15 protein-coding genes are annotated in these 13,670 nt (G+C 67.3%); 5 read left to right on the top strand and 10 right to left on the bottom strand.

Annotated elements, in window-relative coordinates:
- On the top strand, positions 1–858 hold an 858-nt coding region (locus tag NBV68_RS11900), incomplete at its 5' end, for an LOG family protein (RefSeq protein ID WP_296310119.1).
- A gap of 6 nt (positions 859–864) precedes the next feature.
- Here NBV68_RS11900 and NBV68_RS11895 read toward each other — a convergent pair.
- The 5 genes from NBV68_RS11895 to glmM form a co-directional block, all read right to left on the bottom strand.
- Positions 865–1,068, bottom strand: coding sequence for a hypothetical protein (locus NBV68_RS11895; protein ID WP_296310118.1), 204 nt, complete (start codon positions 1,066–1,068; stop codon positions 865–867).
- Positions 1,065–1,886: a bifunctional hydroxymethylpyrimidine kinase/phosphomethylpyrimidine kinase gene (gene thiD, locus NBV68_RS11890; RefSeq protein ID WP_296310117.1), complete on the bottom strand. Its 822-nt coding sequence runs from the start codon at positions 1,884–1,886 to the stop codon at positions 1,065–1,067. The genes NBV68_RS11895 and thiD overlap by 4 nt, the downstream gene beginning before the upstream one ends.
- A gap of 52 nt (positions 1,887–1,938) precedes the next feature.
- A complete protein-coding gene (locus NBV68_RS11885; RefSeq protein ID WP_296310116.1) occupies positions 1,939–3,372 on the bottom strand; it encodes a M20/M25/M40 family metallo-hydrolase in 1,434 nt (477 codons plus the stop codon).
- Between the two features lie 72 nt (positions 3,373–3,444).
- Positions 3,445–3,669, bottom strand: coding sequence for a DUF1272 domain-containing protein (locus NBV68_RS11880; RefSeq protein ID WP_296310115.1), 225 nt, complete (start codon positions 3,667–3,669; stop codon positions 3,445–3,447).
- A gap of 12 nt (positions 3,670–3,681) precedes the next feature.
- Positions 3,682–5,019 (bottom strand): phosphoglucosamine mutase, encoded by a 1,338-nt coding sequence (glmM, locus tag NBV68_RS11875; protein WP_296310113.1) that lies wholly within the window; start codon positions 5,017–5,019, stop codon positions 3,682–3,684.
- A 94-nt stretch (positions 5,020–5,113) separates the two neighbouring features.
- Here glmM and NBV68_RS11870 point away from each other — a divergent pair, with 94 nt between their 5' ends.
- Both NBV68_RS11870 and NBV68_RS11865 read left to right on the top strand, forming a co-directional pair.
- Positions 5,114–6,397, top strand: a complete 1,284-nt coding sequence (locus NBV68_RS11870) for a cation:dicarboxylase symporter family transporter (RefSeq protein ID WP_296310112.1) — start codon at positions 5,114–5,116, stop codon at positions 6,395–6,397.
- 89 nt (positions 6,398–6,486) lie between these two features.
- On the top strand, positions 6,487–7,095 hold the full coding sequence (locus NBV68_RS11865; protein ID WP_296310111.1) for a superoxide dismutase: 609 nt from the start codon (positions 6,487–6,489) through the stop codon (positions 7,093–7,095).
- A 79-nt stretch (positions 7,096–7,174) separates the two neighbouring features.
- On the opposite strand, the gene NBV68_RS11860 is transcribed toward NBV68_RS11865, so the two are convergent.
- Positions 7,175–7,732: a sigma-70 family RNA polymerase sigma factor gene (locus NBV68_RS11860; RefSeq protein WP_296310120.1), complete on the bottom strand. Its 558-nt coding sequence runs from the start codon at positions 7,730–7,732 to the stop codon at positions 7,175–7,177.
- A 77-nt stretch (positions 7,733–7,809) separates the two neighbouring features.
- On the bottom strand, positions 7,810–8,007 hold the full coding sequence (locus NBV68_RS11855; protein ID WP_296310110.1) for a NepR family anti-sigma factor: 198 nt from the start codon (positions 8,005–8,007) through the stop codon (positions 7,810–7,812).
- 285 nt (positions 8,008–8,292) lie between these two features.
- On the opposite strand from NBV68_RS11855, the gene NBV68_RS11850 reads away from it, so the two are divergent.
- Positions 8,293–9,954, top strand: a complete 1,662-nt coding sequence (locus tag NBV68_RS11850) for a CHASE domain-containing protein (RefSeq protein ID WP_296310109.1) — start codon at positions 8,293–8,295, stop codon at positions 9,952–9,954.
- Between the two features lie 43 nt (positions 9,955–9,997).
- On the opposite strand, the gene NBV68_RS11845 is transcribed toward NBV68_RS11850, so the two are convergent.
- The 3 genes from NBV68_RS11845 to NBV68_RS11835 form a co-directional block, all read right to left on the bottom strand.
- On the bottom strand, positions 9,998–10,786 hold the full coding sequence (locus tag NBV68_RS11845; protein ID WP_296310108.1) for a response regulator: 789 nt from the start codon (positions 10,784–10,786) through the stop codon (positions 9,998–10,000).
- Between the two features lie 272 nt (positions 10,787–11,058).
- Complete coding sequence (locus NBV68_RS11840) at positions 11,059–11,370, bottom strand: hypothetical protein (protein ID WP_296310107.1); 312 nt, start codon at positions 11,368–11,370, stop codon at positions 11,059–11,061.
- Position 11,371: 1 nt separating this feature from the next.
- On the bottom strand, positions 11,372–12,547 hold the full coding sequence (locus NBV68_RS11835) for an N-acetyltransferase (RefSeq protein WP_296310106.1): 1,176 nt from the start codon (positions 12,545–12,547) through the stop codon (positions 11,372–11,374).
- A gap of 144 nt (positions 12,548–12,691) precedes the next feature.
- Between NBV68_RS11835 and NBV68_RS11830 the strand changes: the two genes are divergently transcribed.
- Positions 12,692–13,670, top strand: a 979-nt coding sequence (locus tag NBV68_RS11830) for a fatty acid desaturase (RefSeq protein WP_296310104.1), incomplete at its 3' end; no start/stop codon positions are given.

Genomic DNA, 13,670 nt, shown 5'->3' with positions numbered 1-13,670 from the left:
TTCTACCGCGCCGGCGAGGAAACACGCTTTGCCGAGGGCGGGCCCGAGCGCACCCCGCAGACCGCGCATCCGGCCTACAAGCTTGCCTTCCGCGACACCGATTTCCTGCTGCGCGACGAGCTGCGCCCGGTGCGCTTCCAGCTCGAGCTCCTGAAGCCAGAGATGCTGCTCGACGAGGCGCGCGTGGGCTCGACGCTGGTGATGTACGGCTCGGCGCGCATCCCTTCGCCCGCCCAGGCCGAGGCGCGGCTCGAGGCGGCCAGGAACGGCAGCGAATATGACCAGAAGGTCGCCCAGCGCCTCGCCGAGAAGGCGAAGTATTATGACGAGGCCTATGCTCTTGCGCGACTCGTCAGCGAGAAGGGCATTATCGAGAACGGCCTTCGCCAGTTCGTCGTCACCACCGGCGGGGGCCCGTCAATCATGGAGGCGGGGAACCGCGGGGCTTCGGACGCGGGCTCCGAATCGATCGGGCTCAACATCGTGCTGCCCCACGAACAGGCGCCCAATCCCTATGTGACGCCTTACCTCAGCTTTCAGTTCCACTACTTCGCGCTGCGCAAGATGCACTTCCTGCTGCGCGCGCGGGCGGTGGCGGTGTTCCCCGGCGGCTTCGGGACGTTCGACGAATTCTTCGAGCTCGTCACCCTGATCCAGACCGGCAAGATGAAGCCGATGCCGATCATCCTGTTCGGCAAGGACTTCTGGACCCGCGTCGTCGATTTCGAGGCGCTGGCGGAAGAGGGCGTGATTTCGAAGAGCGACCTTGACCTGTTCACCTGGGTCGAAACCGCGGAAGAAGCCTGGGCCTGCATCGCCGATTTCTACGACATCAAGGACCACGCAGCGGAGGATTGAGGGGCTTCAGGGCGGATTATTCGGACCGCCCCGTCTCGTCCTGATCGCACGGATCAGTTTTCCCAGCGCAACGAAAACACCGAACTCGAAAGCGCACCAGACAAGCACGGCCAGAAGAACGAGGCCGGCCATCAACCATCCCGGCGAAGGCTGGCTCTGCGCGAGCACTTCCGAGATGATGATGGCGGAGAAGTCCGGCTGTTCGTTCATCCGATCCCCCGCACCGCCTGATGCCCGAGCGGGCCGTGCCCTGCGCCATAGCCGGGGGCGGCGGCGATGGCGGCCAACACGAATTCGCGGGCGAGCCGCACCGCCTCGGGCAGGGTCTCGCCGCGACCGAGCAGCGTCGCGATCGCTGAGGACAGCGTGCAGCCGGTGCCGTGGGTGTGGCGGGTGTCGATCCGCGCGTGAGTGAAGGTGAGCGGCGCCTCGCCGGGCACGACCAGCACGTCGATGATCTGGTCGCTGTCGGCCCGTTCCTCCATATGCCCGCCCTTGGCCAGCACCGCCGCGCCGCTTGCCGCCGAAATTTCCTGTGCGGCCTCCACCATCGCCGCGTGCGTCGGCAGGGCGCGGCCCGCGAGGTGCTCGAGCTCGGGCAGGTTGGGCGTGATCAGCGCGGCGAGCGGGAACAGCCGCGCGCGCAGCGCCGCCACCGCATCGGGCCCGACCAGCACCGCGCCCGAGGTGGCGATCATCACCGGATCGAGCACGATGGGCGGCCGCACCTGCACCAGCGCGCCTGCGACATGGCGGATCACCGCCTCGTCAGCCAGCATCCCGATCTTGACCGCATCGACGCCGATATCCTCCATGCAGGAGGCGATCTGCCCAAGCACCATGTCGGGCGCGATGCCTGCCACCCCCTGCACGCCCAGCGTGTTCTGCGCGGTGATCGCGGTCACCGCAGTCATCGCATAGCCGCCGAGCATGGTGATGGTCTTGATATCGGCCTGAATCCCAGCCCCGCCCGAGGAGTCCGAACCGGCGATGGAGAGGATGCGAGGGGGCTTGGCGGGGGTGGTCATGCCCCCGCCCTAGCAAATCCTCAGCCGCCCCGGCAGCGCTTTTGCGCGTGCCCTACTCGGCATAGGCCTTGATCAGATCGAACAGGAAATCGCGCCCGACATTGACCGATTCCACCGCGATCCGCTCGTCGAGCCCGTGCGCGCCGTTGCCGTCGGGATCGAACCATGCGCCCGGCACGCCGTAGGTGGGGATGCCGACCGCGGTCAGGAAGGTCGCGTCGGTGTAGCCGTTGGCCATCACCGGCACGAGCGGGACGCCGGGGAAATATTGCGCGACGAGCTTTGCCGCAGGGCCCATGACTTGCGACGCGAGCGGGGGCGGTGGCGGAGCGGGGCGCAGCGGCGGCAGGGTGGTGACGCTGACCCCGGGATCGCCGATCACGCGGGCAAGCTCGGCGCGGATATCCTCGGCCGGGTGGCCGGGGAAGATCCGGCAATTGACGAAGGCGCCCGCGCGCTGCGCCAGCGCGTTGCGCGCATGGCCACCGTCAAGCATCGTCGCCACGCAGGTCGTGCGCAGGTTTGAATGGAGGAAAGGATCGCGGTTGGCGATCGCCTCGGCCGCGGTGTCGGCCGGGTTCGCCGCGAGCGCGACCATCGCTGCGCCGATCTCGTCCTTGCGGCCCATTCCCGCCTCGCGGAAATAGGTGCGGGTGGTCTCGGTCATTTCGAGCGGGAACTCGTGCGCGCCGATCTTCGTCAGCGCTGCGGCGAGCTGATAGATGGCATTGTCGGGCCGCGGGACCGAGCTGTGGCCGCCGGGGTTGCGCGTCTCGAGCCGGAAGGTGGCGAAAGTCTTCTCGCCGACCTGCATGGTCTGTTCGACCACCTTGCCCCTGCCGCTGCCGGTGCCATCGGTGGTGCCGCCGCCGCCCTCGTTGAGGGCAAAGGCGGCGTCGATCAGGTCGCGGCGGTTGGCGGCGAGCCATTCCACCCCGTTGAAGGCGCCGTTGGTCTCCTCGCCGCAGGTGAGCGCGATCTTGACGCTGCGCTTGGGCTTGTAGCCGCTGCGCTGAAAGCGGATCAGGGTGTCGACCAGGGTCGCGGCGAGCGCCTTGGTGTCGGCGACCCCGCGTGCGTAGAAATAGCCATCCTCCTCGACCAGCGTGAAGGGATCGCGCTGCCAGTCCTCGCGCTTGGCCTCCACCACGTCGATATGCGCGATGCCGAGGATCGGCTTGAGAGTTTTGGACGTGCCCGGATAGACCGCGACGAGGCCGCCCTCCTGTGGGTGGGCGGGATCGGCGAAGAGGTGGATCTGGGTCTCGGGCAAACCCGCCTCGCGCAGCCGCGCGGCCATGCGTTCGGCGGCGAGTGTGCAGCTGCCGCTGGAGAGGGTGGTGTTGGTCTCGACCAATTCTTCAAAGAGCGCGCGGTAGGCGATCTGGTCGGGGCGCAGGGCTGTGCCCTGCGCGTGTGCCGCGCCGCCAGATGCCGCCATGACGCCAAGCCCTGCCAAGGCGGTGGTCTTGAAGATTGTCCGCATGCTGCCCCCTCCTGTCGGCCCGTTGATGCGCCCGATGACGCGCGGGCGCAAGGGATGAGGGTGCGGCGGGCCTCAGCCCTTGAACTTGCGTTCCGTGCTCGGCGGGAACTTGGCGTGGAGTGCCTTGGCGCGCGTCGGCCGGTCCATCAGCTCGCCGCCGCAGTTGGGGCAGCGGTCGTCGAGATCCTCGGCGCATTCGGCGCAGAAGGTGCACTCGAACGAGCAGATGAAGGCGCCGGGTGCCTCGGCCGGAAGCAGCACGCCGCAGGTTTCGCAATCGGGGCGCATTTCGAGCATGATGTCGTCTCCTCAGGCCGCCGCGTGCACTGCTTCGCAGATCGCGTCGACCACGTGTTCGACCTGTTTCTGGTCGTCGCCCTCGGCCATCACCCGGATCACCGGTTCGGTGCCCGAGGGGCGGATCACCAGGCGGCCCTTGCCGGCAAGACTCGCCTCGGCCTCGGCGATCACCGCCTTGACGCGGTCGTTCTCGAGCGGCTGGCCGCCCTCGTAGCGCACGTTCTTGAGAAGCTGCGGCACGGGGTCGAAGACGTGGAGCAGCTCGCTCGCCGGCTTGCCGCTGCGCACGAGGCTCGCCAGCACGCGCAGCGCCGCCACGGTGCCATCGCCGGTGGTGGCGTAGTCGAGCAGGATCATGTGCCCCGACTGCTCGCCGCCGACATTATATCCGCCCGCCTTCATCGCCTCGAGCACGTAGCGGTCGCCGACCTTGGCGCGCACCAGATCGAGGCCGCGGCCATTGAGGTAGCGTTCGAGGCCGAGGTTGCTCATCACCGTCGCCACGATCCCGCCGCCTTGCAAGCTCCCGCGCTCCTGCATCCGGCCCGCGATCAGCGCCATGATCTGGTCGCCGTCGACCGCGCGGCCCTTCTCGTCGACCACGATCAGCCGGTCGGCGTCGCCATCAAGCGCGATGCCGATGTCGGCCTGCTCTTCGACCACCTTGGCCTGAAGCGCGGCAATCGCGGTCGAGCCGACGCCGTCGTTGATGTTGGTGCCATTGGGCGAGACGCCGAGCGCCACCACCTCCGCGCCCAGCTCCCAGATCGCGGATGGGGCGACCTGATAGGCTGCGCCGTGGGCGCAATCGACCACGACCTTGAGGCCATCGAAGCGGACATCCGTCGCCACCGACTGCTTGACCGCGTGGATGTAGCGCCCGCGCGCATCCTCGATCCGACGCGCGCGGCCGATCAGCTCGGCGGGAACGAGCGGGATGTCGGTGGCCATCAGCCGCTCTATCTCGGCCTCGGCCTCGTCCGACAGCTTGAAGCCGTCGGGGCCGAACAGCTTGATGCCGTTGTCGGCGAAGAGGTTGTGGCTGGCCGAGATCATCACGCCCAGGTCGGCGCGCATTTCGCGGGTGAGCAGCGCAATGGCAGGGGTGGGGAGCGGCCCGGTCATGATCACATCGATCCCGACCGAGGTGAACCCTGCCACCAGCGCGCTTTCCATCATGTAGCCCGACAGGCGCGTGTCCTTGCCGATCACTACCCGGTGGCGATGGCCGCCGCGCACGAAATGGCGGCCCGCGGCCTGTCCCACCTTCATCGCGGTCGCGGCGGTCATCACGCCGGCATTGGTGCGGCCCCTGATCCCGTCGGTTCCGAACAGCTTCCTGGCCATGATTGCGGCTTTGCCCTCTCGCATGATTGTCTAGCGCTTCTGGCGCGGTTATCGCCCAAAGTGAAGGGCAAGACGCCCGCATAAGGACATGCCATTGCTGGAAAGTGAAAGCACCGCAGCCAGCGGACAGGGAAAATTCGCGCTGGTCTCGATCCGCCTGCCGGTGGCGCTGACCTTCGCAGCGCTGATCGGCGGATTGCTGGCCGGGATCGTCGGCGGACTCGCCGGGGCACCGCAGGGAGTGTCGGACATCGCCGGTCTCGTCGGCGGGCTGTGGCTGCGCGCGCTGCAGATGACGATCATCCCGCTGGTCGCGGCTTTGCTGGTGCTCGGCCTGGTCCAGATGATCCTTGCCGCGCGGGTCGGCACGGTGGCGCGGCGGATGATCGCGCTGATGGTGTTCGTGCAACTGGCAGGCGGGGCCTTCGCCTCGATCTTCATGCCGATGCTGCTGCGCACCTTCCCGGTGCCTGAGGGCGCGAGCGCCTTCCTCGCCCAAACCCCTTCTGACGTGGGCGAAGTGCCCAAGGTGCTCGATTTCCTCGCCTCGCTCGTCAGCCCCAACATCGTCGCCGCCGCGGCCGAGACCGCGATGCTGCCGCTGACGTTGTTCTTCGTGATGTTCGCCGTCGCCATCACCCGCCTGCCCGAGGAGCAGAGCGAGCGGTTGCTCGGCGTCTTCCACGCGCTCGGCAATGCGATGCTGCTGATCATCGGCTGGGTGCTCAGCGCCGCGCCGGTCGGCGTCTTCGCGCTGGCTTACGGCGTCGGGGTGCAGAGCGGCGGCGGGGCCTTCGCCGCGCTCGGGCACTATGTGCTCACCGTCACCGCGATGGGCACCTTCGTACTGGTGCTGGCCTATGCCGTCGCCATCGGTCTCGGGCGCACCGGCGGGCGGTTCGTCACCGCGATGCTGCCCGCGCAGGCTGTGGCGCTCTCCACCCAGTCCTCGCTGGCCAGTCTGCCCGCGATGCTCGATAGCGCGGGGCGGCTGGGCATCAGGCCCTCGACCGCCGAATTCGTCCTTCCGCTCGCTGTGGTGATCTTCCGTGCGACCAGCGCGGCGATGAACCTCGCGGTGGTCTACTACGTCGCCGCCCTCGCAGGCGTGGAGGTGCCGCTGACGGTCGCCATCGCCGGTATCTTCATCGCCAGCGTCATCAGCCTCTCGGCCGTCAGCCTGCCCGGCTCGATCAGCTTCGTGGTCTCGATCGGCCCGATTGCGCTGGCGATGGGCGTGCCGGTCGAACCGCTCGCGCTGCTGGTCGCGGTCGAGATGCTGCCCGATCTGATGCGCACGCTCGGCAATGTCACCATGAACGTCGCGGTCACCAGCGCGGTTGACCGTTCGGCCGATGAGGCTATCGCCCAGCCGTGAAGTCAGCCTTGAAGCTGCAACCCTTCGCTCACATCTGCGTTGCTGCTACGTAACCCCGACCGATTCATCAAACGACCCTGGAGAACACCATGGCTTTCGCACTTGCCCCGCTTCCCTATGCCGACACCGCGCTCGAGCCCGCCATTTCGGCCGAGACGCTGTCGTTCCACTACGGCAAGCATCACCAGACCTATCTCGACAAGATGAACGCCGCGATCGCGGGCACCGATCATGAGTCGAAGTCGCTCGAAGAGATCGTCGCTGCCTCGCGCGGGGCCGACAAGGGCCTGTTCAACAACTCGGCGCAAACCTGGAACCATGCGTTCTACTGGAACTCGATGGCGGCCGAAACCACCGCGCCTTCGGATGAACTGGTCGCCGGGATCGAAGCCGCATTCGGCTCGGTCGATGCCCTGAAGCAGCAGCTCAAGGACCGCGGCGTCGGCCACTTCGCATCCGGCTGGGTGTGGCTGGCCGAAAAGGACGGCAAGCTCTCAATCGAAGAGACGCATGACGCCGACACGCTCGCTGACAGCGGTTTCAACCCGCTCATGGTGCTCGACGTGTGGGAGCACGCCTACTACCTCGATCACCAGAACAAGCGTCCGGCCTATCTCGACGCGGTGGTCGAAACCAAGCTCAACTGGGCCTTCGCCAGCGAAAACCTCGCGCGCGGGACGGTGTGGACCTACGCGTAAGTCTGGTCTGAATGGACAAGCAAAGGGCCCGGGGCGGAAACGCTTCCGGGCCTTTTCCTATGGATGGCAGGGGCGCGCCTCAGGGCCGCGAACTCACCCCGTTGCCCGCCGCGACCTCGTCCAGCTCTTCGAGGATCGCGCTGTGCGCGACCTCGTCATCGGTCGAGCGGCGGGGGATGGAGCCGCTCGCCAGCATCTCCGACAAGGCAGCCCGCGCGCGGCCGACGCGGCTCTTGATCGTGCCGACCGCGCAGCCGCAGATCGCCGCCGCCTCCTCGTAGGAAAAGCCGCCCGCGCCCACCAGCAGCAGCGCCTCGCGCCGTTCGGCAGGCAGGGTCAGCAGCGCGCGGTGGAGGTCGGACAGGTGGATCGGCTCCTCCTGCCCGGCGGGCGCGGTCAGGATGCGTTCGGCCACCCCCTCGTCATACTCGCCGCGAAAGCGGTTGCGGCGCATGTCGGTGAGATAGGCATTGCGCAGGATCACGAAGGTCCAGGCGCGCATCGAGGTGCCGGGTTCGAAGCGCTCCTGCGCCGCCCAGGCCTTGAGCAGCGTCTCCTGCACCAGGTCATCGGCGAGGTCGGGCCTACCGCACAACCCCCGCGCAAAGGCGCGCAGGTGCGGCACCACCCCGGTCAGCTCGCGTTTGAAGTCGGACTTTTCGCCCGCGCTGCGCCCGTTTCCAGCAGGCTTGTCACCCGAGGGCTGGTCCGCGCTCACTTGCCGTGATCCCGGCCGCGGGCGGGGGGCATCGCGTCGAGCCGGTCGATGAGATCCTTGAAGCTGTCGGGCAGGGCCTCTTCGACCACCGAATCATAGAGCTGCTTCAAGCCGTCGGCCCATTCGGGCGGGCGGCGCCGGGCGTTCTGGTCGCCTGCGCCGTGGTTGCCGCCGTGTCCGTCTGTCGAGGCCATGTCGCTTGCGATTGTCCCTGATACCGTGTCCCGGTCTGCCGACAGACCGATCCGCCACCCGGGAAACCGAAGGACGCACCGCGCCATCCGCACTCCCGAGAAGCCGAGTTTGGACGATTTGGGAACGATGCGCTACCTGTTTGGTTCCGCCACCGGCTGCCAGCGTCCCGTCCCGGCACCTGGCCCCCACAGGAACCGCGCGCCATCGACCCGCTTGCCCTCCATTCCGCCAGCGACGCGCCTGCCCCGCCGCCGGACTCCTCGGGACGGGCGCGGCGCTGGCTGGTGCTCTATCCGCGCGCGATTCCGCTGCTGATCTTCCTTGCGCTCGCCGCGATCACCGCGCTGAGCGTCTTCTCCATCGAGAGCAACGCCCGCGCCCGCGAACGCGCGCAGATGCGCGAATATGCCCAAGGGGTGGCCGCCGCGCTCGACCGCAGCGGGAGCGGCTTCACCTCCTATCTGCGCGCAGGCGCGGCGCTGTTCGCAAGCGTCGAGGAAGTGAGCCCCGAAACCTTCGACAGCTTCGTGCGCGCACTGAAGCTCAACACCGAATATTCGGGCGCCGAAGGAATCGGCTGGATCCCGGTGCTCGAAGCGCGCGATCTGCCCGCCTTCCTTGCGCGCACGCGGGCGAGCCAACCGGCCTATCCCGACATCTTTCCCGCGCCCACCAGCGCCACCGGACGCGTGGCGCCGGTCGCCATGTTCGCGCCTGCCACCGCGCTCAACCGCCGCGCGCTGGGCTATGACATGTATTCCGACGCCGCCCGCGCGGCCGCCATGGCCGAGGCCGAGCTGACGCTGCGTCCGGCGGCCTCGGGCCGGATCGTTCTGGTGCAGGAAACCAGCGGCACTGCACCGGCCTTTGCGATCTACATGCCGGTTTTCCGCATGGACCGTCCCGCTGCCGACCCCACCGCGCGGCGGCTGGCAGGCTTCGTCTATACCCCGTTCCGGGCGCGCGAGTTCCTCGATTCGGCCATCGACCGGCAGGGCGAAATGCGCTTCGGCGTCCGGCTCTATGACGGCGAGAACGGCACTGGCCACCTGCTCGTCGCCCACACGGCAGGCGGCGCGGCCGAGGCGCGGGTGACGCAGCAAGTCACTATCGCCGACCGCAAGCTGATGCTGGTGGTCGAGAGCGCCAGCATCGCGGTGCTCTCGCCATTGTCGATGGTGACGCTGATCTTCGGGCTTGCGCTGGCAAGCCTGTTGATGCTGCTGGCGCGGCTGCTCACCCAGCAGGCTTTCGAGGACCAGGCGCGGCTCGCCTTCTTCGAGGAGCAGCATTCGATCCGCAATTCGCTGACGCGCGAATTGAACCACCGCGTCAAGAACACGCTCGCCAACGTCCTTTCGATCCTGTCGCTGACCCGCAGGCGGGCAAGCGGGCTCGACGATTTCGCGGATTCGCTCGAAGGCCGGATCCGGGCGCTGTCGGCGACGCATGATCTGTTGACCGTGACCGACTGGGGCACGACCCCGATCCGCGCGGTGATCGAGGCCGAATTGCAGCATTTCCGCAGCGTGCTCGACGATGCGATCCTGCTCGACGGGCCCGAGCTGGAACTGGCGCCCAATGACGCGCTGTCCTTCGGGCTGGCGGTCCACGAACTCGCCACCAATGCGGCCAAGTATGGCGCGTTGAGCGCACCGGGCGGCAAGGTTACGATCCGCTGGCAGCGCGGGGAAGACCCTTCAGCCGAGACCGAATGGGCCGAGGTCGAATGGCAAGAGACGGGCGGCCCGCCCGTCGCCAGCGAACGCCGCCGCGGCTTCGGCACCGAATTGATCGAGAAGGTCGTCGCCCACGAGCTGCGCACACCGGTGACGCTCGATTTCGCTCCCGCCGGCGTGCGCTGCGTGCTGCGCGTGCCGGTGCGCAGGCCCGCGGATTTTCGGATCCGCGAGAAGGAAGCGGATCGGCGGGTGACGAAGCCCTGATTTTGCGATCCCGCTGACGTGCGCCATCGAAGGTGGCATCAAATCACAACGGCCGTGTGCTCCCGAAGAACAGTGCCTGGCTGATCGCCGCGCGCACGGTCGCTTCCTGGAAGGGCTTGGTGACCAGATAGGTCGGCTCGGGCCGGTCGCCGGTCAGCAGGCGCTCGGGATAGGCGGTGATGAAGATCACCGGCATCGTCCCGGCCGAGAGAATATCGTCCACCGCATCGAGGCCCGAGGAGCCGTCGGCCAGCTGGATGTCGGCGAGCACCAGCCCCGGCATCGCCTCGGCCACCGCGCTGCGCGCCTGGGTGCGGGTCGCCGCGGTGCCGCTGACCGTGTGGCCGAGGCCGGTCACGAGGTCTTCGAGCTGCATCGCGATCAGCGGCTCGTCCTCGATGATCAGCACGCTGGTGGTCTGTTCGCGCTCGATGTCGGCGATAGCTGCGGCGACGAGGGCTTCGACCTCTTCCGGGGTGCGGTCGAGGATCGCCGCGGCTTCGGGGATGGTGAAATCCTCGAGCGTGGTGAGCAGCAGCGCCTGCCGCGCCGGGGGCGTGATCGCGCCCAGTCGGGCCTGCGCGCCGGCCTCGTGCTCGCTCGCCGGATTGCCCACCGCTGGGGCGCCCGATGCGCTCGCCCAGACCTTGCCGAAGGCGCGGTAGAGCGGGACGCGCCCGCCTGCGAGGCTCTCCATCAGTGTCGCATCGGCGAGCGCGGCTTCGAGCATTTCGCGCACGAAGGCATCGCCGCTTGCCTGCGATCCGGTCAGCGCGCGGGCATAGCGGCGCAGGAAGGGCAGGTTGGCCGCGATCTGGCTTCCGAGGGACATGAGACACCTTTCGCTGGTCTGTGTAGGCAACCGATTCATACCCATAGCGGTTCCCTGCAGCCCCGTCGCCCCTGTCGCGCAAGCCTCTGGACCGGCTGGATTTCCTGCGTAGTTTCCCTAGGGTCAAAAAAATTTCACAAGGCCCGGGAACCGCCCGCAAGGACGATCATTATGCTCTTGTCACCGCCGAGACCCCCCTCCCGTCCAAGCGGCTGGTGATACGATCCCGAAAGGCCTCCGTTGTTTCGGCAACGGAGGCCTTTTTTCTTTGGCTAGGTTCTGGCGCCACGCGAATGCGCGCCGTCCTCTTCCTTTAGCCCGCACTGTGCGCAGCGCCGCCTCGTGTAGAGGAACAAAGGGACGATAGAGAAATAACGGCCGCCGCAGTTGGGGCACAGAGCGATCAGGCTGAGAACCCACGCCGCGATGCTTCCAGCAATAGCGATCACCAATGACGCTGCGATGAGCGCAAGCGCGGACATGCCTCGCAGATCGGATGCGAAGGCGCCGAAAAGGATCAGGATGGGCTGCCAATAGGCGAAAGCCAGGGCGAGCCTGATTGTCTCCAGCTTCACGCCGCGCATGTCAGCCCAGCGCCCGCTCGTAGATCACATACTCGCGGTTGACCTTGCTGCCGATCGCGTCGGCGATGGCGTTCATGCCCTGATTGTCATCCAGCACCCAGCCGAGCTCGCCCCGGTCCGAGCCGTATTTGCCATTTGCGTGTTGCCGGATTTCCTCGATCATCATGAAGGCCAGCTGGCTGGCGAGGCGGCTGCTGTGGAGTTCCTTCAGCACACCCATCAGCGGCACCCGCATCGTAGCGCCCTTGGGCAAGCGCAACCAGCGCAGCATGTGGATCCATCCGAAGGGAAACAGCTTGCCCCTGATCTTCGTCAGTGCGTCGTTCACGTCGGGGAAGGTCAGCATGAAGGCCACCGGCCGTCCATCGACCTCGGCGATCATGTTGAGATCTTCCTTGATGATCGCGCGCAGCTTCTTGCCGGCATAGGCGACCTCGGCGGGGGTGAAGGGCACGAAGCCCCAATTGTCCGACCACGCATCGTTGAGGATGCCGAGGATGATCGCCACTTCCGCGTCCCACTCCGCCTTGCGCACGGGGCGGATGGTGATCCGCGCGTTCTTGTGTCCTGACTGGATGATGCGCTGCAACAACGGCGAAAACGGCTTCGAGATGTCGAGATCATAGGTGTAGAGCGTCTTGGCGCGGGCGTAGCCGGCCGCCTCGATCCATCCGGCGTAATGCGCGGGGTGGTGGCCCATCATGATCGTCGGCGCATGGTCCTGGCCCTTCACCAGCAGGCCGGGCTCTTCCCAGATCGACAGCGAGATGGGCCCCAGCACCCGGGTCATCCCCTCGCCAGCCAGCCAGCCTTCCGCCGCCGTCAGCAGCGCGCGGGCGACGTTTTCATCCTCGGCATCGAAATAGCCGAAGAAGCCGGTTCCGGGGCCGAAGCCCTGCGCCTCCGACATGGCGAGCGCGAGTTCGTCGATATGCGCCGAGATGCGCCCGACCGGCCTGCCGCCGGCCTGCGCGATGAACAGCTGCACGCGGGCATGGCCGAAGAAGGGGTTCTTGGCCGGATCGACCAGCTCGATCTGTTCGGCGCGGATCTGGGGCACGAAATGCGGCAGGCGGTCCGAAAAGGCGCGGCCTAGATCGACAAAGGCCTCGCGCCCGCGCTTGCCGGTGACCGGCTCGATCACTATCTGGGCTCCGCGGGTCGTTACATCCGTCACGCAAGCGTCCTCGTATTTGCTCCGGGTCAAGGCGTCTGTGTCGCGCTCGCGTCAATCGCGCAAGCTATCGATCACTCTCACCAACAACCCGCGTTTGGCTTGGCCCCCGATTTGCGGTAGGGCGCGCCTCAGGAAATTGCCGCTATGACCATGCACCAGACCATCCCTGCCGCGCCTGTGAAGGCGACCCGCGCCGCCTTCATGGCCGAGGACGACAAGGCCATGCTGCGCGCCGCGCGCGACCTCACCAAGGGGTTGGGAGAGGCCAAGCCGGGCATCTACTGGACCGACATGCTGGTCTCGGCCGCCTTGGGCTATGCCGGGATCGCGGTGGCGATCGCCTCGGCGAGTATCGCGGTGAAGCTTGCCGCCGGGCTGGTCGCGGCGCTGGCGCTGTACCGCGCGCTGATGTTCATCCACGAGCTGACCCACATCCACCGCGATGCGCTCCCCGGTTTCCGCACTTCGTGGAATCTGCTCGTCGGCATCCCGATGCTCACGCCCAGCTTCATGTATGAAGGCGTGCACGTGATCCACCACAAGCGCACGCAATACGGCACGATCGAGGATCCCGAATACCTGCCGCTGGCGCTGATGAAGCCGTGGAGCCTGCCGCTGTTCGTGCTTGTCGCGATGCTGCTGCCGGTGGCGCTGATTCTGCGTTTCGGGGTGCTCTACCCGCTCGGCCTGCTGGTGCCGCCGCTTCGCACCTTCGTGTGGGAGCGGTTCTCCTCGCTTTCGATCAACCCCGAGTTCCGTCGCAAGGCACCCGAGGGCGAGTTCGCTGGCCGGGTGCGCTGGCAGGAAGCGGGCGCGAGTGTGTGGGCGATGGCGTTGATCGCATCGGTCTTCGTGTTCGGCTGGCAGCCGCTGGCGACCGCGCTGGCGATCCTGTCGCTCGCCGCGGTGCTCAACCAGCTGCGCACGCTGGTCGCGCACCTGTGGGAGAACGAGGGTGAGGCGATGACGGTGACCGCGCAGTTCCTCGATAGCGTCAACGTGCCCCCCCCGGGCCTCGCCGCCGAGATCTGGGCGCCGGTCGGGCTGCGCTATCACGCGCTCCACCACCTGATGCCCTCGATGCCCTACCACGACCTCCCCGAGGCGCACCGCAGGCTGGCGC

It is taken from the genome of Erythrobacter sp. (assembly GCF_023653175.1).
GTDB lineage: Bacteria > Pseudomonadota > Alphaproteobacteria > Sphingomonadales > Sphingomonadaceae > Erythrobacter.
This window is presented reverse-complemented; position numbering and strand designations above follow the sequence as displayed.

Bases quoted from the DNA above. Each gene is read 5' to 3' on its own strand.
- NBV68_RS11840 (WP_296310107.1), bottom strand. From the start codon at position 11,370: ATGCGCGGCGTGAAGCTGGAGACAATCAGGCTCGCCCTGGCTTTCGCC.
- NBV68_RS11885 (WP_296310116.1), bottom strand. From the start codon at position 3,372: ATGCGGACAATCTTCAAGACCACCGCCTTGGCAGGGCTTGGCGTCATG.
- glmM (WP_296310113.1), bottom strand. From the start codon at position 5,019: ATGGCCAGGAAGCTGTTCGGAACCGACGGGATCAGGGGCCGCACCAAT.
- NBV68_RS11880 (WP_296310115.1), bottom strand. From the start codon at position 3,669: ATGCTCGAAATGCGCCCCGATTGCGAAACCTGCGGCGTGCTGCTTCCG.
- thiD (WP_296310117.1), bottom strand. From the start codon at position 1,886: ATGACCACCCCCGCCAAGCCCCCTCGCATCCTCTCCATCGCCGGTTCG.
- NBV68_RS11865 (WP_296310111.1), top strand. From the start codon at position 6,487: ATGGCTTTCGCACTTGCCCCGCTTCCCTATGCCGACACCGCGCTCGAG.
- NBV68_RS11895 (WP_296310118.1), bottom strand. From the start codon at position 1,068: ATGAACGAACAGCCGGACTTCTCCGCCATCATCATCTCGGAAGTGCTC.
- NBV68_RS11855 (WP_296310110.1), bottom strand. From the start codon at position 8,007: ATGGCCTCGACAGACGGACACGGCGGCAACCACGGCGCAGGCGACCAG.
- NBV68_RS11845 (WP_296310108.1), bottom strand. From the start codon at position 10,786: ATGTCCCTCGGAAGCCAGATCGCGGCCAACCTGCCCTTCCTGCGCCGC.